Source organism: Bradyrhizobium sp. BLXBL-03 (assembly GCF_051853015.1).
GTDB lineage: Bacteria > Pseudomonadota > Alphaproteobacteria > Rhizobiales > Xanthobacteraceae > Bradyrhizobium > Bradyrhizobium manausense.
The window spans coordinates 2,988,027-3,008,103 of sequence record NZ_CP182470.1; the positions used below are offsets into that span (position 1 = coordinate 2,988,027).

General features: G+C 62.6%; 18 protein-coding genes. 8 read left to right on the forward strand and 10 right to left on the reverse strand.

Translation table 11 applies throughout. The annotated features are described in order from the left end of the window. Nucleotide 1: 1 nt before the first annotated feature. The 4 genes from ACNJX9_RS14235 to ACNJX9_RS14250 are packed head-to-tail and all read right to left on the reverse strand — an operon-like array spanning nucleotide 2 to nucleotide 4,730. On the reverse strand, nucleotides 2-1,090 hold the full coding sequence (locus tag ACNJX9_RS14235; RefSeq protein WP_439409289.1) for an NAD/NADP octopine/nopaline dehydrogenase family protein: 1,089 nt from the start codon (nucleotides 1,088-1,090) through the stop codon (nucleotides 2-4). Next, nucleotides 1,087-2,613 (reverse strand): class I adenylate-forming enzyme family protein, encoded by a 1,527-nt coding sequence (locus ACNJX9_RS14240; protein WP_271601368.1) that lies wholly within the window; start codon nucleotides 2,611-2,613, stop codon nucleotides 1,087-1,089. The genes ACNJX9_RS14235 and ACNJX9_RS14240 overlap by 4 nt, the downstream gene beginning before the upstream one ends. A 1-nt stretch (nucleotide 2,614) precedes the next feature. Further along, nucleotides 2,615-3,904 (reverse strand): acyl-CoA dehydrogenase family protein, encoded by a 1,290-nt coding sequence (locus ACNJX9_RS14245; RefSeq protein WP_439409290.1) that lies wholly within the window; start codon nucleotides 3,902-3,904, stop codon nucleotides 2,615-2,617. A gap of 7 nt (nucleotides 3,905-3,911) precedes the next feature. After that, nucleotides 3,912-4,730 carry an alpha/beta fold hydrolase gene (locus ACNJX9_RS14250; RefSeq protein WP_271601366.1) on the reverse strand — a complete coding sequence of 273 codons (819 nt, stop codon included), beginning with the start codon at nucleotides 4,728-4,730 and terminating at the stop codon, nucleotides 3,912-3,914. 197 nt (nucleotides 4,731-4,927) lie between these two features. Here ACNJX9_RS14250 and ACNJX9_RS14255 point away from each other — a divergent pair, with 197 nt between their 5' ends. The 3 genes from ACNJX9_RS14255 (at nucleotide 4,928) to ACNJX9_RS14265 (ending at nucleotide 7,959) form a co-directional block, all read left to right on the forward strand. Then, entirely contained in the window at nucleotides 4,928-5,689 is a 762-nt protein-coding gene (locus ACNJX9_RS14255) for an SDR family NAD(P)-dependent oxidoreductase (RefSeq protein WP_439409291.1), read from the forward strand. A gap of 42 nt (nucleotides 5,690-5,731) precedes the next feature. Next, the gene (locus ACNJX9_RS14260) at nucleotides 5,732-6,568 is read left to right on the forward strand and encodes an enoyl-CoA hydratase family protein (RefSeq protein ID WP_271601364.1); all 837 of its coding nucleotides are present in this window, start codon (nucleotides 5,732-5,734) and stop codon (nucleotides 6,566-6,568) included. 140 nt (nucleotides 6,569-6,708) lie between these two features. Further along, a complete protein-coding gene (locus tag ACNJX9_RS14265) occupies nucleotides 6,709-7,959 on the forward strand; it encodes a flavin-dependent oxidoreductase (RefSeq protein WP_439409292.1) in 1,251 nt (416 codons plus the stop codon). An 8-nt stretch (nucleotides 7,960-7,967) separates the two neighbouring features. Here ACNJX9_RS14265 and ACNJX9_RS14270 read toward each other — a convergent pair whose 3' ends face one another. Then, nucleotides 7,968-8,426, reverse strand: coding sequence for a cupin domain-containing protein (locus ACNJX9_RS14270; RefSeq protein ID WP_057749561.1), 459 nt, complete (start codon nucleotides 8,424-8,426; stop codon nucleotides 7,968-7,970). A 30-nt stretch (nucleotides 8,427-8,456) separates the two neighbouring features. Continuing rightward, nucleotides 8,457-9,632, reverse strand: coding sequence for an ABC transporter substrate-binding protein (locus ACNJX9_RS14275; RefSeq protein WP_439409293.1), 1,176 nt, complete (start codon nucleotides 9,630-9,632; stop codon nucleotides 8,457-8,459). Between the two features lie 252 nt (nucleotides 9,633-9,884). Between ACNJX9_RS14275 and ACNJX9_RS14280 the strand changes: the two genes are divergently transcribed. From ACNJX9_RS14280 to ACNJX9_RS14290, 3 genes are all read left to right on the forward strand, one after another. Next, nucleotides 9,885-10,403, forward strand: a complete 519-nt coding sequence (locus tag ACNJX9_RS14280; protein ID WP_439409294.1) for a MarR family winged helix-turn-helix transcriptional regulator — start codon at nucleotides 9,885-9,887, stop codon at nucleotides 10,401-10,403. A gap of 148 nt (nucleotides 10,404-10,551) precedes the next feature. Beyond that, nucleotides 10,552-12,243: a benzoate-CoA ligase family protein gene (locus tag ACNJX9_RS14285; protein ID WP_439409295.1), complete on the forward strand. Its 1,692-nt coding sequence runs from the start codon at nucleotides 10,552-10,554 to the stop codon at nucleotides 12,241-12,243. Between the two features lie 22 nt (nucleotides 12,244-12,265). Beyond that, on the forward strand, nucleotides 12,266-12,724 hold the full coding sequence (locus ACNJX9_RS14290) for a RidA family protein (RefSeq protein ID WP_057749800.1): 459 nt from the start codon (nucleotides 12,266-12,268) through the stop codon (nucleotides 12,722-12,724). Nucleotides 12,725-12,748: 24 nt separating this feature from the next. Here ACNJX9_RS14290 and ACNJX9_RS14295 read toward each other — a convergent pair whose 3' ends face one another. Further along, nucleotides 12,749-13,477 (reverse strand): CBS domain-containing protein, encoded by a 729-nt coding sequence (locus ACNJX9_RS14295; protein WP_057749547.1) that lies wholly within the window; start codon nucleotides 13,475-13,477, stop codon nucleotides 12,749-12,751. 379 nt (nucleotides 13,478-13,856) lie between these two features. Here ACNJX9_RS14295 and ACNJX9_RS14300 point away from each other — a divergent pair, with 379 nt between their 5' ends. Further along, entirely contained in the window at nucleotides 13,857-15,530 is a 1,674-nt protein-coding gene (locus tag ACNJX9_RS14300; protein ID WP_439409296.1) for a PHA/PHB synthase family protein, read from the forward strand. Here ACNJX9_RS14300 and ACNJX9_RS14305 read toward each other — a convergent pair. From ACNJX9_RS14305 to ACNJX9_RS14315, 3 genes are read right to left on the reverse strand one after another with little or no spacing between them, the layout of a single operon-like run. Then, nucleotides 15,527-16,498: a CHAD domain-containing protein gene (locus ACNJX9_RS14305; protein WP_439409297.1), complete on the reverse strand. Its 972-nt coding sequence runs from the start codon at nucleotides 16,496-16,498 to the stop codon at nucleotides 15,527-15,529. The two genes, ACNJX9_RS14300 and ACNJX9_RS14305, sit on opposite strands and share 4 nt — an antisense overlap. Before the next feature lie 15 nt (nucleotides 16,499-16,513). After that, complete coding sequence (locus ACNJX9_RS14310) at nucleotides 16,514-18,058, reverse strand: AAA family ATPase (protein WP_439409298.1); 1,545 nt, start codon at nucleotides 18,056-18,058, stop codon at nucleotides 16,514-16,516. Between the two features lie 11 nt (nucleotides 18,059-18,069). After that, nucleotides 18,070-19,053: a zinc-dependent alcohol dehydrogenase family protein gene (locus ACNJX9_RS14315; RefSeq protein WP_439409299.1), complete on the reverse strand. Its 984-nt coding sequence runs from the start codon at nucleotides 19,051-19,053 to the stop codon at nucleotides 18,070-18,072. A gap of 172 nt (nucleotides 19,054-19,225) precedes the next feature. Here ACNJX9_RS14315 and ACNJX9_RS14320 point away from each other — a divergent pair, with 172 nt between their 5' ends. Continuing rightward, the gene (locus ACNJX9_RS14320; RefSeq protein WP_439409300.1) at nucleotides 19,226-20,065 is read left to right on the forward strand and encodes a universal stress protein; all 840 of its coding nucleotides are present in this window, start codon (nucleotides 19,226-19,228) and stop codon (nucleotides 20,063-20,065) included. The last annotated feature ends 12 nt before the right edge of the window (nucleotides 20,066-20,077 follow it).

The window sequence follows — 20,077 nt, forward strand, 5'->3', positions numbered from 1 at the left end:
GCTAGAATCCTTCACGAAGCAGCGTCTGCAATTCAGCTCGGTGAAGCTTGCCAAGCCCCAAGGTCTGCAATGTTCGGCCGCCTTGCGTAAAGTCCTCGCCACAGATGGCGCCGCCGATAGCCAGGAATGCCTTGGCAAGCGGCGTGGCGGCTGCCGCAACCCCCGCGACGGACACCAGCAGCGACAGCCCCAGCCGCAAATCCTCGCGCATGTAGCGGTGATCGGTCAGTACGATCCGCTCGCGCCAGTCGCCGGAATCAGTCAGCCGGTCATGTGAGCCGCGGCCATACATCCAGATCTCGCCTTCCCGCGCGTAGTGATGAGCGAGGGGAAAATGCGGGGCGCCATATCCCAGCGCCTCGCGCACGGCGATCCGCTCGGCGTCGAGCGCGTCAGTCACGCGCCGGATCGCGGCTTGGGTGCCCTCCTTGTGGATGTCCCAGCGCTCGAAATGCTCGATCGGGCCCGCGTTCATGACAATCAAAGGTGGATGAATGATGCAGCCCGCATTCATCAGCGCGCCGGAGAGCGCATCACCGCATGGCTCGATCACGTCAGGGAAGGCGCGGCCGATGATCTCAAGCGCATGCGGGGCCCGATCGAGAGGGAATACGCCGACCGGCAGCCGCTTGGCGCGGATGGTGATTGCGACTTCGAATGGCCCGTGCTTGCGGGTGAGCCATGGCAGTGTGCCGGTTTCGGCGAAGCTCGCTTTGGCGCGATTGCCAGCCTCCTGTGCGGCTTGCGCGAAGATCATCGAGCCGAATGTCCCGGGTGGCAGGAACACCACCTGGCCGTCACGCAGATGCGGCGCGAGGAGCCGGCCGATATCCGGCTGAGCGAATGCGGGGGCGGGACACAGGATCAGATCGACGCTATTGACGGCTTCGGCGATGTCGGTAGTCACCAGCGCCAACTTCACGTCGTGGCGGCCATTGTGATCCTTCACCAGGATGCGAGATCCCGCGGCACGGTGTGCTTCGACCTGCGCTGCGTCGCGACGCCAGAGCCGGACCTGATGCCCCGACAGAGCAAAATCGCCCGCGGCCGCGAAAGAGCCGTTTCCCCCACCCAGAACTGCGATCTTCAAGATGCTTCTCCTTGCGCGCGCGACTGCGCATCAAGCTGTTTCAGCAGAAAATGCTGAACCTTGCCGAGCGCCGTACGCGGCAAATCGGCAACGAAAATGATGTCGCGGGGAACCTTGTAGCGGGCAAGCTGTGTCTGAACGTGCGCTTTCAGCTCGTCTGCTTCGAGACGGCAGCCGGATCGTCGGATGACATAAGCGATGGGCACCTCGTCCCAGCGTGGGTCCGGCCGGCCGATCACGGCGCATTCGCTGACATCGGGGTGTTCCAGCAGGACGCGCTCGACTTCGGCTGGATAGATGTTCTCGCCGCCGGAAATGATCATGTTCTTCTTGCGGTCGCGGACCCAGAAATAGCCGTCGGCGTCGCACAGGCCGACATCGCCGGTGCGATACCAGCCGTCGCGCAGCGCCTCGCGCGTGGCCTCGGCATTGCCCCAATATTCGAAGAACACGTTGGGGCCGCGTACTGCGATCTCTCCGGGCGTGCCGGCCGGCGTCTCATTGCCGGCCTGATCGATCACCTTCGCTTCGCAGCACAGGCCGGCTAGTCCGGTCGATCCTGTCCGAGACAGGTCGCCGCCGAGGCGCGTATAGATTGCGATGGGAGAGGTTTCCGTCGAGCCGTAAACCTGCAGCACCGGCACACCGCGTGCGACGAAGCGCTCGATCAGGTGCGGCGGGACGATGGTCGACCCGGTGGCAACGGCTTTGAGCGACGAGAGATCGGTGGTGGCCCAGGCGGGATGCTCACTAACGGCTTGGAGGATCGTGGGCACCATGACCGTCAGGGTCGGCCGCTCCCGTTCAATGGCCGCAAGCGCCGTATCCGGTGTGAAGCGCGCGTGGATCGTAACGGTCGCACCAAGCTGGAGCGCTGCCGTCGTCTGGATGTTGAGGCCGCCGACGTGAAAGAAGGGCAGCACCGTCAGCACATGATCGTCCGACGTCATGTTGTGCATGTGCTGGCTCATGACGCCGTTCCAGAACAGCCCCTCCTGGCGCAGCACCGCGCCCTTTGGCCGTCCGGTCGTTCCTGAGGTGTAGACGATCAGCAGTGGGCTGGAGAGATCGGTGTGCGGATTGCGTGCGCTTCCCTTGCTGGCAGCCAGCAAGTTTTCGTAGCTCCTGCCGCGGGGCGGCGTAAAATCGAAGCCGACGACGGCTGTTCCGGGCGCGACCTCGGGAAGAACGCCTTCAAATGCCTGCTCGAGCACCAGCACTTTGGCGCCAGAATCGGTCAGGATGAACAGCTGCTCGGCGACCGCCAACCGCCAGTTCAGCGGCACCAGCATCGCGCCTAGACGAGCACAGGCGTAGAGCAGGACCAGATAGTCCGGCCGATTCAGGCTCAGGATCGCGACGCGGTCGCCGCGCCCGACACCGAACTCCTGCTTCAGGGCCGTGGCGGTCCGTTCAATCCGACGGGCGAGCGTCGCGTAGTCCAGCCGCTGCCGCTCGAAGGCGATGGCGGTTTTGTCTGGCGCGAACGCCGCATTGCGATCGATCAGACTGCAGAGATCCAAGTTAATCGTCCGTCTCGCCAGTCTCGTACAGCGCCTCGCGGCCGATCCGGTCGAGGCAGAGCTCGGCCGTCCAGGGCAGCATCAGCGAGCCGCACCGGCTGTCGCGATAGATCCGCTCCAGCGGCAACGAGCGCAGCATGGCCTGACCGCCGCAGGTGCGGATCGCGAGCGCAGCGAGTTCATTGGCGCCTTCCATCACCGAATATTGCGCTGCATAGGCGCGCAGCACCTGCTCCTTACTGGGATTGGCGCGCGCCTCCGTGACGGCCTGGAACCAGATCGCCTTGATCTGTTCCAGCTTGATCTGCATTTGCGCCACCGCGATCTGCTTGGTCGGATACATCCGCCGCTTAACCGCCGGCATGCCCGGCACCTCGCCGCGCAAATAGCGCACAGTGAAATCATAGGCGGCTTGGGCCAGGCCCATATAGGTCGGCGAGAGCGTCAGGAACATGTGTGGCCAGCGCATCGCCGCCTGGAAATAGACGCCGCGCGGCATCAGCGCAGCATCCTCCGGCACGAACACATCCTTGAATAGCAGCGTGCGCGAGACCGTTCCGCGCATGCCCAGCGGATCCCAATCGCCGACGACGGAGACGCCGTCCGACGCCGCGGCGATCGCTAGATAGAGTGTGTTGCGGCGCGAGGCCTTCTCGCCTTCCGCAATCTCGGTGCAGAGCACGCCGTAATAGTCAGCATGGCCTGACAGCGATGCAAATATCTTCTTGCCGTTGACGATCCAGCCACCTTCGACAGGCTTTGCTTCCGTGCCGAATGCAACGCCGCCGGCGGCGGCCGCGCCGCCTTCCGAGAAGGGTTGCGAATAGATCGCGCCGTCTTCGACGATGCGTTTGTAGTGAACCGCCCGTCGGCGCTCGTGCTCCGCGCGGGTCTCTGCATCCATGTCGAGATCATCGGCCAAAGGCCCCGACCACAGCGTGGAGCAGACATGCATGTTCCAGGTGAGGGCGGTTGCGCCACAATAACGGCCGATCTCCGCAGCGGCCAGCGCGTAGGTTTGATAATTGGCGCCCAGCCCGCCATGCTTTTTAGGCACGGCGATGCCAAGCAGGCCGACGCGATGCAGGTCGCGATAGTTCTCGGTCGGAAAGATCGCCTCGCGATCGTAGGCCGCGGCACGGCCGGCGAACACGCTCTGGCCGATCTCACGCGCTCGCGTAATTATGCTCGCCTGCTCGTCGCTCAGCCGGAACGCCACGGGATCGAAGATCGGTGCATCCAGTGCGACCTTGTCGGTCGCGCCGATCGTCTTGCTGACCTGCATGGTCATGGTGCAATCATCCGTGTTTGGCGGCAACGGAATCGACGAAGCCCCTAAGGGTTCTATCGAAGGCGTCAGGCCGCTCAAGATTGGCGAGATGTCCGACGCCAGCAAGTTCGATGTATTCCGCCGAAGGAATATAGCTCGCCATCTTCGCCATCATCGGCGCCGGTGCGTTGTTGTCTTTGGAACCGGAAAGCAACAGCGTCGGAACGCATATATCTTTGAGCGTGCTGCGTTGATCGAAACCGACTAACGCCAGCATCATGGCGCGATAGCTCGCCTCCGGTACGCTTCCCATGCACTCGCGCGCAAGCTCCATTCCCCTGGGATCAGGATCGTCACCGACGAGCTCCTTCACCAACGAAGGTGCCAGCGATTTCATTGTCTCGCCGCGATCAAGCGGGCCCAGCCGCGCCGCGATGAACGACTTTTGCCAATCGCCGTCGGCCTTACCGAAGGCCGGGCTTGTCTGTGCCAGAACCACCGCGCGCGCAAGTTTTGGCGCGTGGACGAGCCATTTCTGGACGATCATACCGCCGATCGAATGGCCGACCAGAATGGGCTTTGTCACACCGAGCTGCTCGATGAATTGCTGGAGCGCTTCGGCCAGGGCAGCGATACTGACGCTGGCGAGCGGCGCCGACCCGCCATAGCCCGGCATGTCCCACGCGATCACGCGGAAACGATCACCGAATGTCGCAAGCTGCTGCCGCCAAGCCCGCGCCGCACCGCCGATGCCATGCAGGAAAATCAGGGGTGTTGCGCCCGGATCGCCCGCGGCTTCATAGGCGAAGCGTCCGTCCTTTGTTATCATTGGCGAAGGCTGCGACACGCGACATCCTTTGGCTTGACCCCGCGATGCTAACAGGCCTGTCGCGGATGGGAAGCAATAATTTTATACTTAAAGCAATTTTCGGGCCGCTCTTCCGCGTAATGGCATGCGCAGCATCAATCGGCGCTTTCGTTGCAAAAGCTTGAAGGTTAAAATATATCGGGGGAACGATTGGCAGATCTTGAGGGAGCAAGCGCATGTCCGGATTGCCGCATTCGCCGCACGCGCTGGTGACCGGAGGCGGTCGCGGCATCGGCCGGGCGATTGCCGCGGCTCTTGTCGGCGCCGGCGCCACGGTGACCGTGCTTGGCCGGAATGCTGCGTCTCTCGAGGAAACGATCAAAGCCGGTGCCGCGCATCATTCCGCCGTTGCAGACGTCTCGGACGAAGCTGCGATGAGGGTCGCCATCGCCGCGGCGAACGCGCGAAAGCCGATCGATATCCTGATCGCGAATGCCGGCAGCGCCGAATCGGCGCCGTTCGCGAAATCCGACAGTGCCCTTTTTGCGCGTATGATGGATGTCAATTTCATGGGCGTTGTCCATGCCATTAGCGCTGTGTTGCCCGACATGAAGGACCGTCCCTATGGACGCATCGTGGCGATTGCATCGACGGCCGGCCTCAAGGGTTATGCATATGTGAGTGCGTACACGGCGGCAAAGCACGCTGTGGTCGGTCTTGTACGCTCGCTTGCGCTGGAGATCGCCGGCAGCAGCGTGACCGTGAATGCTGTCTGCCCTGGCTTCACCGACACGGATCTCGTCGCCGGCAGCATCGACAACATCATGAAGAAGACCGGGCGAACCCGCGAGCAGGCGATCGCCGAGCTCGCGAAGCACAATCCGCAGGGGCGTCTGATCACGCCGCAGGAAGTGGCGAATGCCGTGCTCTGGTTGTGCAGCAAGAACGCCGGCGCGATCACCGGGCAGGCGATCGCGGTCGCTGGGGGCGAAATCTAGCGTCGTGGCGCAGGTGCGGAACAAGGAAGCCAAGGAGATCGCATGAGCAGACCAGCCAATCCCGTCACCGTGCCGCTCGCGGACTATTCGCCGCAACACTTCCTGCTAGCCGTTGTCGAGGGCGTTGCCACCGTGACGCTCAACCGTCCGGAGCGGAAGAATCCACTGACATTCGAGAGTTATCGCGAGCTGACAGATTTCTTTCGTGCGTGCGCGTTTGACGACGCGGTGAAATCCATCGTCGTCACCGGCGCGGGCGGTAATTTCTCGTCTGGCGGCGACGTGTTCGAGATCATCGGCCCGCTGGTGAAGATGGATACAAAGGGGCTGACCGCCTTCACACGGATGACAGGTGATCTGGTCAAGGCGATGCGGGCCTGCCCGCAGCCGATCGTGGCCGCGGTCGAAGGCATTTGCGCCGGTGCCGGCGCGATCATTGCCATGGCGTCGGACATGCGGCTCGCTGCGAGCGGAGCCAAGGTGGCGTTCCTGTTCAACAAGGTCGGTCTTGCCGGCTGTGACATGGGCGCCTGCGCGATCCTGCCGCGGATCATCGGCCAGTCCCGCGCCTCCGAGCTTCTGTACACCGGCCGGTTCATGACCGCGGAAGAGGGCGAGCGCTGGGGCTTCTTCAGCCGCATTGTCACGCCTGAGCAGGTGCTGGCCCAGGCGCAGCTGCTGGCCAAGCAGGTCGCGGAAGGGCCGACCTTCGGCAACACCATGACCAAGCGCATGCTGGCGATGGAATGGGCGATGTCGGTCGAGGAGGCTATCGAAGCGGAGGCCGTTGCCCAGGCCCTGTGCATGACGACGGCCGATTTCGAGCGCGCTTTTCATGCCTTTGCCACCAAGGTCAAGCCGGTCTTCAGGGGCGACTGAGCGGCGGTTTCGGCCGCAATTAAGGCTAAGCCCAAGACCCGGGCCGAGATCGAGGCGGAGACGACAAAGCCGCTTGCGGCGGGGTGACCGGCCGTGCGACGCTAACCCGGTTGCCTGTGTATCGTGTGGAGTTGAGGGCGATGAAGGCGATTATCGTCGGTGGCGGTATCGGTGGTCTCACCACGGCTTTGATGTTGCGGGCTCGCGGCATGGGGTGTGAGATCTTCGAGCAATCCGATACGATCCGCGAGCTCGGCGTCGGCATCAACACGCTGCCGCATGCCATGCGTGAGCTTGCCGGCCTTGGTCTGCTGCAAAAGCTCGACGACGTCGCGATCCGTACTGACCAGCTCTACTACCTCAACCGCCATGGCCAGGAGGTCTGGCGCGAAGCCCGAGGCATCGATGCCGGGCACGACGTGCCGCAATTCTCGATCCATCGCGGCCGCCTCCAGGGCGTCATCCATCGCGCCGTCGAGGAGCGGCTCGGTCCGGAAGCAATTCACACCGGTTGCCGGCTCGGCGCGTTCACGCAGGACGAAGGCGGCGTGACGGCTTACTTCTTCGATCGTGCGGGCTCGCACATCCACACCGCGCGTGGCGATATCCTCATTGGCGCCGACGGCATTCATTCGCGCGTCCGCGACACGCTGTTCCCAAACGAAGGGCCGCCCTGCTGGAACGGCCTGATGCTCTGGCGCGGTGCGCGCGATTGGCCGCTGTTCCTCACCGGAAAATCGATGATTGTAGCCGGTGGCCTCAATGCCAAGGTGGTCGTCTATCCGATAGCGGAGGGATCGAGCCCGGCGAGCCGCCTCACCAATTGGGCGGTACTGGTGAAAGTGGGTGAGGGCAATGCGCCGCCGCCACGCAAGGAAGACTGGTCAAGGCCGGGCCGGCGTGAGGAGCTGATGCCGCATGTCGCGCGCTTCTCGGTGCCCTACATCGACGTGAAGAGCCTGATCTCGGCGACGCCCGAATTCTACGAATACCCGACCTGCGACCGCGATCCATTGCCATATTGGTCGTCCGGGCGCGTCACCCTGCTCGGCGATGCTGCGCATCCCATGTATCCGGTCGGCTCCAACGGCGCCTCGCAGGCGATCCTCGATGCGCGCTGCCTCGCCGACGCGCTTATCCGCGCCGAGCATCCGCGCCAGGCGTTGATGGAATACGAGAAGAAACGCCTGCCGATGACGGCAGACATTGTTCGCTCCAATCGCCGTGGCGGCCCCGAGGGCGTCATCGACGCCGTCGAGCAGCTCGCGCCCGACGGCTTCGACAATATCGACAACGTCCTGAGCTATTCCCAGCGCGAGGCGATCGTGCGTGGCTATGCCACCAAGGCGGGCTTCGCCGCGGTCCCGGGACTCGCGGCGGTGCGTGCCTGAAGTTGCTGCTAGCCGGCGCCGGGAGGTGGGGGCAGAAAATGGATGTTGTACTCGGCGGCCATCGCCACAACGTCCTCCGGCTTCTGCTCCTTCATGTTGTGAAGGCCCCAGAACAGGTCGAACAGCTTTTTGGTCGGCGACACCCAGAACAGTACTTTTGCGGTTTGGTCCGACTTGTTGAAGATGCCGTGCGGCACGCCCATACCGAGACGGATCAGGTCACCGGGCGTTGCTTGCGCCTCTGAATTGCCAAGCACGAAGTCGAGCTTGCCCTCCAGCATGTAGAGATATTCGTCCTGGTCGGGATGGATGTGCGGCGGCACGAATGTGCCAGGTGGCAACGTCGCGTGCCAGGAGAAGCTGTTCTCGCTGTTGCTCTTCGGCACATAGGTCTGGCCCAGGATGTTCCAGGAAATGCCCTGGATACCCTCGTTAGCCCGCGTGATGCCAGTGATTTCGCTCTTCATCGTATTCCTCCCTTGACGCGACGTGCGGCTTTAGTTCGCCGGCTTGCAATCCTTGGCGTAACGGTCCCCGTAATTCTCGAAAACCTTCTGGACGATCTCGGTCTGGAACTTGCCGTCCGGACGCTTGGCCACCTTGGTCAGGTAAAAATCCTGGATCGGATAGCCATTGGTGTTGAACTTGAACGAACCGCGCAGCGACGTGAAGTCTGCCTTCTTCAGGGCAGCCCCAACGGCATCCTTGTTGGAGAGGTCGCCCTTCGCTCCCTTGACCGCGCTGTCGATCAGCATTGCTGCGTCATACCCCTGCATGGCATAGGTACCAGGCACGCTGTTATAGGCGGCCTCGTAAGCGGCCACGAACTTCTTGTTCTGGGGATTGTCGAGATTGGGTGCCCAGTTCGCGCCGCCGAACATGCCAACGGCCGCATCTTGCTGCGCCGGCAGGGTGGATTCATCCACCGTGAAGGCCGAGAGCACGGGGATGCTGTCGGCGAGCCCGGCCTGCTTGTACTGCTTGACGAGGTTGACGCCGAGGCCGCCCGGCATGAACGTGAAGAGCGCATCAGGCTTCTGCGACGCAATTTTGGACAGCTCCGGTTGGAAGTCCAGCGTGTTGAGCGGCATGTAGGATTCTTCGACGATCTCGCCCTTGTAGTCGAGCTTGAAGCCGGCGACCGAATCCTTGCCCGCCTGATAGTTCGGCACCATCAGATACATCCGCTTGTAGCCGCGATCCTGCGCGACCTTGCCGAGGATCTCGTGAACCTGGTCATTCTGATAGGACGTCACATAGAAGAACGGGTTGCAGTCTTTGCCTGCAAAGGTCGACGGACCCGCATTGGGGCTGATCAGATAAGTCTTGGATTCCGTGACCGGTCGGTGGATCGCCTGGAGGATGTTAGAGAAGATCGGTCCGACCACGAAGTCGACCTTGTCGCGCTCAAGCAGGCCCTTCACCTTGGTCACAGCCGCATCGGGTTTGAGTTCGTCGTCGACCACGACCACTTCGACGTCGCGGCCCCCCATCTTGCTGCCGAGATCCTTCACCGCCAGCGCAAAGCCGTCGCGAACTTGCTGACCAAGGGCTGCGGCGGGTCCGGAGAGGGTCACGACCACACCTAGCTTGATCTTCTCCTGCGCGAGCGCCGGGCTCATCGCAGTGCCGAGAAGAAATGCGGCTGCGGCCAAGGTCAGTTGCGACTTCATGATTGATCCCCCGTAACGATTGCGCCTGCAGCTGCAAGCTGCGTACTCCGAGCCAAGCTTATGCCGACGACGGCGCTCGCGGCAAGCCAAGCTCAGGCGCCGCCATCGTGTGGGCAGCGGCGCATGCAAACGGCGCGCCAATTATTTGAAGCCTAAAGAAATTCGTGTGCGATCGATTGTTGCAGCTTTGGGCTTGCGGCCGGCGTCGATTTATTTGAAGCTCAAAACGTTGGGGAATCCGGGCCGGCGCCAATGCCGGCCGCGAGTGATTGCATCAAAATGCTCGATTCCGAGACCAAGGCCGTCGAGACTCCGGAGGACCATGCCGAAGAGCTCCGGCTGTGGTTGCGTCTGCTCACCTGCACGACCCTGATCGAGGGCGAGGTCCGCGGCCGGCTGCGGCAGCGGTTCGACGTCACTCTTCCGCGTTTCGATCTGATGGCGCAGCTCGACAAGGCGCCCGACGGCATGACGCTGTCGGACGTCTCAAAGCGCATGATGGTGTCCAATGGCAATGTCACTGGCCTGGTCGAACGCCTCGTGGAATCCGGCCATCTCGACCGCCGCACCTCGGAGACTGACCGCCGCGTCCAGGTGATCCGCCTCACCAAGCTTGGTCGTGCCGAGTTTCGCAGGATGGCCTCGGAACACGAGGCCTGGATCGCCGATCTCTTTGCCGACCTGACGCCCAAGGATGTGCGCGAGCTGATGCGGCTGCTGGCCAAGACCAAGGCGTCGGCGCAGAAATCTGCTGTGCGTCGCAAGCCTTAAGTCCACCGGCCGGCGCGTCCGCCCATTTCGCTTTGCCGCACGAAAATGGAGGGATGTCCAAAATCCGCTATTGCGCAAAATTGTTTTAAGCATAAAATGTTTTACAGATGGTACTGCCGGGTGCTTTCCATGCGCAAAGGAGCGTGCGATGGCCAACGCTGCCAAGGTTCAAGTCTCGGGCTCGCATGACGGCGACGCCACAACCGCCCATGTCGATAGGTTTGCGCGGCAGCATCTGCCGCCGTCTGAGCTCTGGCCGGAGTTCATCTTCACGCGTCCGGAGCTGCACTATCCGGCGCGATTGAACTGCGTCAGCTATTTCCTCGATCGCTGGGTCGAGCAGGGGCACGGGGATGCGCCCTGTGTCATCAGTCCCGCCGTCAGCTACACCTATCGCGAGTTGCAGGCGCTCGTGAACCGCATCGCCAATGTGCTGGTCGGCAAACTCGGACTCGTCACCGGCGGGCGCGTGCTGCTGCGCTCCGCCAACAGTCCGATGATGGTCGCGACCTATCTCGCAGTGATCAAGGCCGGCGGCATCTGCGTGGCGACAATGCCGTTGCTGCGCGCCAAGGAGCTATCCTATCCGATTCAGAAGGCGGAGATCGCGCTCGCGCTCTGTGACGGAAAGCTTGCCGATGAGATGGAGAAGGCGAAGCTGGCCGCACCAGATCTCAAGCATGTGGTCTATTGGGGTAATGGCGCCCCCGACTCGCTAGAGGCGCTGATCGCGGATGCCAGCGCTGAGTTCACGGCGGTTGATACTGCAGCCGATGATATCTGTCTTATAGCCTTTACGTCGGGCACGACCGGCGATCCTAAGGGCACCATGCATTTCCACCGCGACATGCTGGCGGTGTGTGACGGCTATGCACGCAACATCTTGCGGGCCGAGCAGAGGGATCGGTTCGTCGGCTCAGCGCCGCTTGCGTTCACCTTCGGTTTCGGTGGCGTACTGTTCCCGATGCATATCGGCGCGTCGTTTGTTGTGCTGGAGAAGACGACGCCCGATGACATCCTTTCGGCGATCGAAAAGTACAAGATCACGGTCTGCTTCACGGCGCCGACGGCTTACCGCGCCATGATCGGCAAGCTTGCAGGCCGCGACATCTCTTCACTGCGAAAGTGCGTCTCCGCCGGCGAGACGTTGCCCAAGCCGACATTCGACGCCTGGCTGAAAGCGACCGGCATCAAGCTGATGGACGGCATCGGCTCGACTGAGCTGCTTCACATCTTCATCAGCGCGACCGAGGACGAGATTCGTCCCGGCGCCACCGGCAAGCCCGTTCCCGGCTATGAGGCAAAGATCGTCGATGACGATGGCAACGAGTTGCCGCCAGGCACGATAGGGAAGCTCGCCGTGCGCGGGCCGACCGGCTGCCGTTATCTCGCCGACGAGCGACAACGCAAATACGTCCAGAACGGGTGGAACATCACCGGTGACACCTATTTGATGGATACCGACGGCTACTTCTGGTACCAGTCGCGCTCTGACGACATGATCGTGTCAGCCGGTTATAATATCGCGGGCACGGATGTGGAAGCGGCGTTGCTCACGCATCCTGCGGTTGCCGAGTGCGGGGTCGTCGGTGCGCCGGACGAGGCGCGCGGAATGATCGTGAAGGCCTATGTCATAGCCGCCCCCGGCGTGACGCCGGATGCAAAGCTCGCGGCCGAGTTGCAGGAACATGTCAAACGCGAGATCGCGCCGTACAAGTACCCGCGCGCGATCGAGTTCGTGACACAGCTGCCGAAGACCGAGACCGGCAAATTGAAGCGCTTCGCCTTGCGACAACTGGCGCAGGCGGCTGCTACGTCCTCGGGCGTCGCGGCAGAATGAGATAAAGGATCAAGAATTGTCCGTGACAACGCCGAAAGGCCCGCAGCTTGCAGTGCTACCAACTGCTGCCGAGGATGATGCCAGCCCCAGGGCGCAGGTGCTCCATCCCTCCGGCTGGCCGATGCCGAAGGGTTATGCCAACGGCATGGCCGTCGAGGGACGCATTGTGGTCACGGGTGGTGTAATCGGTTGGGATGCCCAGGAGCGTCTCGCCGCCGGGTTTCTAGCGCAGGTGCGCCAGACCCTGACCAACATTGCCGAGATTTTGGCCGAGGCCGGTGCGCGGCCCGAGCATCTGGTGCGCTTGACCTGGTACGTCGTCGACATGGAGGAATACCTGACAAATCTGAAGGAGCTCGGCAAGATCTATCGCGCAATCTTCGGTGCGCACTATCCAGCGATGGCGCTGGTCCAGGTCGTGCGTCTGGTCGAGAAGGCGGCGCGCGTCGAGATCGAGGCTACCGCCGTCATTCCCCGCTGAGTATCTCGCGCGCAAGTTCCCGACTCAGCTTGCTTTGGCGAGATCGTCATCCTCGGGCGAGTTCAGATAGACGCCTGACATGGTGTCGACCCAGCAGAGATGGTCGTGCACCTTTTTGACGCCCTCGACGTTCTCGGCGGCGACGACCGCTGCCTGTCGCGCCCGCTCCTCGGTGATGACGCCGCTCAAGTGAACGATACCATCGCGCACGATGACGTTCAGCCCGAACGGGCACCAGTCGTTCTTCTCCATGGCATCGATGATGCGACCGCGGATGTGATCGTCGTCGGCAGTCGGATCCGGCACCTCGCGGGCGAGGCCAGCCACTGCCTGCAGCAGGTTGGCGCGCGACACGATACCGACGACCTTGTCGCCGCGGATCACCGGCAGGCGCTTCACGTTGTTCTGTTCCATCAGCTCGACGATCTCGGCGAGCGCAGTATCCTCGGTGATGGTTACGGGCGATGCGGTCATCACTTCGGAAACCTTGCGGCCGTGCTCGTGGACGAAGTCACTAGCCGACTTGCCGGGCCCAAGGATGAACTGCAACCAGCGTCCGCGTTTGCGCCCGGTACCGATCTCGCTTCGGCGGATGAAGTCGCCCTCCGAGACCACGCCGACCAGCTTGCCACCGTCGTCGACTACGGTAAGGCCGCTGACATGACGCTTCAACATGATGTTGGCCGCTTCGACGATGCTGGTATCGGGTGTGACCGAGATAACCGACCGGGTCATGATCTGGTGGGCGCGCATGGAATGCTCCGCTAGCTTGTCAAATTTTAATAGCTGAAATCTAGATCGTGCCCGGCGGTATGGTTTGACGCATGTCAAGTCATGAGTTCGGTACGTCAATGGCTGAGCGATTGTGATCAACCTCTGCAATTGATGCAGCTCAACGTTTCCCGGGCGGGAAGCCGTATCCTGCTGCGCAATCAGCAGAAGCGCACGAGAATCCTTGCCCATGAGCATCGTACAGACCCTTCCTCGGACGGCAGAGCCGGTGCTGCCAGCGTCATCCGTCGAGCCGGTTGTTGGCGCCGCCTCGTCTGCGACAAGCACAAATTCAACCGGCGAGACGTCGACCACCGAGCCGGCATCGGAATGCTATCCTCTAGACCGCATGTTCCATGCGATGCTGGCGCGGTTCACGGGCGGGCTTTCGCCGACCGCCTTGATGCTGGCCTGGCTCGATTGGAGTTCCCATCTCGCTTGGGCGCCGCAGCGACGGATGGAGATCGCCAACAAGGTCATTCGTGATAGCAGCCGGTTGCTGGAAGCAGCTACGCACGCGACGGCAGCGGGGCTAGCACCCTGGTCGGTAATCCGGCCGGAGAAGCGGGACCGTCGTTTCGGGGAGCCGCAATGGGAAGCGCCGCCCTTCAATCTTCTTGCGCAGGCGTTTTTGCTCGGCGAGCGCTGGTGGCACGATGCCACGACGGGCGTGCGAGGCGTCTCGCATGCGAACGAAGCCATCGTCGAATTCTCGATGCGCCAGGTGCTGGACATGCTTGCGCCGTCGAATTTCGCCGCAACAAACCCAGAGGTGTTGGAGAAGGCGTTTCAAAGCGGCGGAGAGAATTTTGTCTTTGGCTGGCAGAATTGGTGCGGCGATCTCATGCGGATGCTCTTGGAAGCAAAGCCCGCTACAAATGACCAGTTCGTCGTCGGGCAGACGGTTGCGGCGTCGCCTGGCAAGGTCGTCTACCGCAATGCGCTGATCGAATTAATCCAGTATCATCCGACGACGGCAAGAGTGCGGCCGGAGCCGATCCTGGTCGTGCCGGCCTGGATCATGAAATACTACATTCTCGATCTGTCGCCGCAGAATTCGCTGGTCAAATTTCTCACCGAACAGGGCTTTACCGTGTTTGCAATTTCCTGGCGCAATCCGGACGCCAGAGATCGGAATGTTGCGTTTGACGACTACCGCAAGCTGGGGGTGATGGCCGCGCTGGATGCGATTGGCCGAATCCTGCCCGGGCAGAAGGCCCATGCGCTCGGTTATTGTCTTGGCGGCACTTTGCTGTCCATTGCTGCCGCTGCAATGGCGCGCGACGGCGATGATCGCCTGGGCACCATCACGCTTCTGGCGGCGCAGACCGACTTCACCGAAGCCGGCGAGCTGACGCTCTTCATCAATGAGAGCCAAGTCGCCTTCCTTGAGGACGTGATGTCGCAGCGAGGCTATCTGGATACGGCACAGATGGCCGCCGCGTTCGCGCTGCTCCGTTCCAACGACCTGATCTGGTCGCGGCTGTCTCGCGACTACCTGATGGGCGACGCGGCGCCGCCGAGCGATCTGATGGCTTGGAACGCGGACGCAACGCGATTACCCTATCGCATGCATTCGGAATATCTGCGTAAGCTGTTCCTTGACAACGATCTCGCCGAAGGACGTTACCTTGTGGAAGGGCGGAGCATCTCGCTCTCCGACATTCATGCGCCGATGTTCGCGGTCGGTACGATCACCGATCACGTGGCGCCGTGGCGATCTGTGCACAAGCTCCACTATCAGGTCGATGCTGATCTGACCTTTCTATTGACTAGTGGCGGCCACAACGCAGGCGTCGTCGCGCCGCCCGACGAGCCCGGGCACAGCTATCAGGTGATGACCAAGGCTGCAGACGCGCCCTATGTCGGCCCGGATGAATGGCTGAAGCTGGCGCCCCATGTCGAGGGATCGTGGTGGCCGGAGTGGATCCGGTGGCTCGTCGCGAGATCCGGCGCGCTCTGTGATCCGCCGCGGATCGGATATGGCGATCTCAGCGGCCTGCCCGATGCTCCCGGCGACTACATCCGCACCTAGTCCTCAGGCTCTGCGCCCGGCGTCAGATCGGAGGACCGGAAGGGCTTGGCCTTGTTCAACTTGCGATACGCGGTCGAAGCAGTCTGCAACAGTTTCTTCTCCCGGTCGCGGTCGAGAAAGCGGATGCCGGCTTCGGGAACGGCCTCGTTCAACGACGCGGCCAGTGTCTGGCCGCGCGCATCGTCGTTCAGCTGTCCGAGGGACTTTTGCGCCTTGCGCAATTGCTTGAGGATCGACTTCTGCTTCGTCTGTGACGTGCCTGCGAACAGATCCTCGAGCGACTCGATCGAATAGGTCAGCCGCTTGTTGAGAATCCGCAGCTTGTGCCGCTTCTCGACATCAAGCTTGTGCAGCCTTTTGGCCTTCCTGAGCAGCGTCCTTTCCCATTCGGTCAGCTGTGCCGTCGCGTGGTCGGCGAGCGGGCAGCGCCGTAGTCGGATGGCCACTTTGCTACGGCGCGTCGACCAGGGGCCGCTCTCGATCCAGTTCGAGGTCTGTTCGACCAGCCGACGATACCGTGCCGACTGCAGCGCACGGGCCAGCAGACGATGGCTTTCGGCGCGCTTCTCCTCCCAATGCTGGAGTTCTGCGATGACGGCGAGCTCGCCGCCGGCCTCGGACGTGATGCGTTCAATGGCGACGTCGAGGTCACGCACCATGCCGAGCTGACTATTCAGCCACTTCAACTCGGCCCAGACTTCGGGGCGCAACGCATCGTCGACCATAGGCAAAAAGAAGCGAATTGCAGTCCGCAAATGGGTCAGCGCGATTCGGATCTCGTGCAGTGCGTCCGGATCGCCACGGCAGGTGCCGTCGTGCTGGGCAAGGACGGCTGCGAGGTGACGGCGCGCGATGATCCGGAAGGCTGTGTCGCAGGCCATGCCGGGGCTCAGGCGGCCGGGCAGCGTATTGCTTGCCGCCGGCTTCGCACCGGCGGTCGCCTTCGAACTCCTGGTGGGTCGCGCCATCCTAGCCCGCGCCAATCAGATTGCCTTGCTATCCTTAGCGATCGCGTCCCGGCAGCTCTGGAGCGTCTGCGCTTGCGTTCCGGACGCATCGATGGTCGCCCAACCGATGTGGCCGATATTATAATGCTCTTGCAACGCGGCAACCTGTTGCGTGGCATCCGATGCATCACTGCTGCGACCACCGATTCGGGCCTGCCGTGTCGCCAGGTCGGCGACCAGGAAAAGGCCGGTGAAAGGCACGTGGCAATCCCGGGCTAGCTTGGCGAAGGCGTCTCTTTCGAAGTCGCGGGCAAATACGCCGTCGACGACCACGGAATGGCCCTGCGCCAATATGCGGCGGGTGTGCCCGGTCAGTGTTGCGTAGACCCGTTCGGCAAGCTCGGGCGTATAGGCAGATGGCGGCAGCCGCTCCGTCTCGGCGACCCCGAACATCTGCTTGCGAATGACGTCGCTCCGCAACACGACGGCCCCCGGCTGCGGCGCGATGGTCGGCGCGAGTGCGCGCGCTAGAACTGACTTGCCGGTGCCAGACAGTCCGCCCACCGCGATCAGGCGGGGAGCGGCAGGCTGGATCAGCTTACGCGCAAGGTCGAAATAGCGGCGAGCATCATCGAGGATATCGGGCTCGCTGGCATGCGGGCGCTTCAACCGCGCCACGGCTACCTGGGCGCGGATTGCAGCCCGGATCGACATGAACAACGGCAAGGCGGCAAGCGCGTCCAGATTTCCGGGCGGTGTCGCGGCAAGATACCCGTTCAAGACGGCGTTGGCGGCAACGGGCTGGTCGTGACGGAGCAGGTCCATCAGCGTGAATGCCAGGTCGTAGAGCACGTCGACCGTTGCCATCCGTGCGTCGAATTCGATGGCGTCGAACAGCACGGGGCGCTGGTCGATCAGCACGATATTGGCGAGATGCAGATCGCCATGGCAGCGCCGTACGAAGCCCTGACGATGGCGTTCCTCGAGCAGGGGACGTACGCGCACAAATGCCTCGTGCGAAGCTTTGCCGAATTGTTCGATCGCTGCCGCGTCGAAATGGTTGTCGCTTCGCAGGCCGTCGCTGTTGCCATCGATCAGCGCGGGGATCGAAGAGACCCACTCTTCCCGGTTGGCGGGCGATGTCGCGGTGTGCGAAGCTGCGATCGCCGCGGCGACGGCCATGGAGAGGTCTGCATCCAGCGGACCGGCCTTGGCCAGATGGTCCAGCGTTCGGTTTTCGTCGAAGCGCGACATGTCGACCGCATACTCGATCGGTCGTCCACGGCCGTCGACCGCCACCGAACCGTCGGGCTCCTCGGTGATCGCGATGACCCCGTGATAGATCTGCGGCGCCAATGGCCGGTTGATCCGGATTTCCTCCTCGCAGGCCGCCTTGCGCTTCTCGAGCGTCGAATAGTCGAGGAAGGGAAATCGCACGGCTCGTTTGATCTTTAACGCGCGATCGCCGTCGAGAAAGACCGAGGCGCCGTGCGTATCGATCCGCGTCACCCCTGCATGCCCAGCCAGCACTTGGAAGATCCGTTCCTGGATGGTTGTTTGATCTTTCGTCGAGGCAGGCATTCGAAGCACCGTCAGGGCGTCAGGACGGCCGCACCCAGAATCTGGCCGTTCCGTAGCATGCTGAGGACGTCGTTGGCTTGATCCAGCGGAAATGCCGTCGTCTCGGTGCGCACGCCGGCCTGCGGTGCGATCCTGAGAAAATCCAGGCCATCTTGCCGGGTCAGATTGGCAACCGAGACCAGCTGCCGTTCCTCCCAGAGCAAACTATATGGGAAGCTCGGAATGTCGGTCATGTGGATGCCGGCGCACACGACGCGTCCGCCTTTTCGAACCGCGCGCAACGCGGCCGGAACGAGTTCGCCGGCTGGTGCGTAAATGATCGCGGCGTCGAGCGGTTCGGCGGGCGTCTCGTCAGACGCCCCCGCCCAGACCGCACCAAGACGTCGCGCGAGGGTTTGTGCGGCATCATCGCCGCGCCGCGTGAATGCATAGACAGATCGTCTCTGCCAGACCGCGACTTGCGCGATGATATGGCCTGCCGCACCAAAACCATAGAGACCGAGCCTCTCTGCAGGGCCAGCCAGTACCAGCGAGCGCCAGCCGATCAGCCCAGCGCACAGCAGAGGAGCGATCTCCACGTCATTGCTGCCTTCGTCCAGTGGAAACGCGTAGCGCGCGTCGGCGATGGTGTGCGTCGCGTAGCCGCCGTCGCGCGTGTAGCCGGTGAACAGTGGAGTGTCGCAGAGGTTTTCCATGCCGTCCCGGCAGAATCGACAGATTCCGCACGTAGAGCCGAGCCAGGGAATGCCGACCCGATCACCAGGCGCATGTGTTGTAACATTGGGGCCGACGAGGTCGACCCGGCCAATGATCTCATGGCCAGGCACAATCGGATAACGAATACCAGGCAACTCGGCGTCGACGACGTGCAGGTCGGTCCGGCACACCCCGCAAGCGCTGATCTTCACCCGGATCTGGCCATTACCGGGGACGGGGTCAGGCCGCTCCTCCATTCGGAGTCGCGCCCGTGGGGCCGGCAACACCATTGCACGCATAAGTCTCTCCGGGGCGAACCGCTCCGATTGGATATCCATAGAATGACGGAGTGGCCAGTCCTTGACCTCGGTCAACGTCCGCCGCTGCCTGACCGGCGGAGTTCCCCCGGCTTGACGAGAATCAAGGGGACTAACGAAAAGCAACCTATTTTGGTCGCCAAGGAGAATCCCGATGCCCATCAAGGATGTCTTTCTGCCGCTTTTTGGCGAGCCGCGCGCCCCCACGTTGGCCGCGATCGAGAAGTGCGTCGCCGTTGCCGCCGATCTCGGCGCCAGGATCACCGGGCTAGCGCTCGAGGAAGACGCCTTCGTGCGGCCGAAGGTGATGTTCCCCGATGACCCGGAGTCCGCCGAATTCGGCCATGTGCGCGAGGCGGCCGATATGCAGCAGCTCTCGAATGCATTCACCAACGCGGCCTCGCGCGTCGGCATTCGAGCCCAAAGCCGATCGGGCAGGGTGCCGCCGGACCAGATCGCATCGACCTTGGCCGAACATGCGCGTTTCAGCGACCTCGCATTGATTCCTGTGAAGCCGCACGACAGCCGAACCGAAAACCTTGTTGAAACGTTTCTGTTCCAATCCGGGCGGCCGCTGCTGCTGTGTCCGGAAGAGCACGCGGCGACGTTACGGCCGGAATTCGAGAATGTCATGATTGCCTGGGACCACTCGGCGCGCGCCGCACGCGCTGTCGGCGACGCATTGCCGATCCTGCAAGCGGCAACCGTGGTACACGTCGTCACCGTGGCAGACGATCAGGACGAAGCGATTGCGCAATCCGGCGACAGTCTCGTCCATCATCTCAGGGAACACGGGATTTATGCGTCCTTCGAAACGGTGAAGGGCGACGGGAGTTCGATCGGCAAGGTGCTCGGGAGCTGGGCACAATCCCACGCGGTCGACGCCATCGTCATGGGCGGCTATCATCACTCGCGCCTGAACGAGACCGTCTGGGGTGGCGTGACCAAGACCGTCATCGGCCAGCCACCATGCTGGGTGATGATGTCACACTAGGTGCGTTTCAAC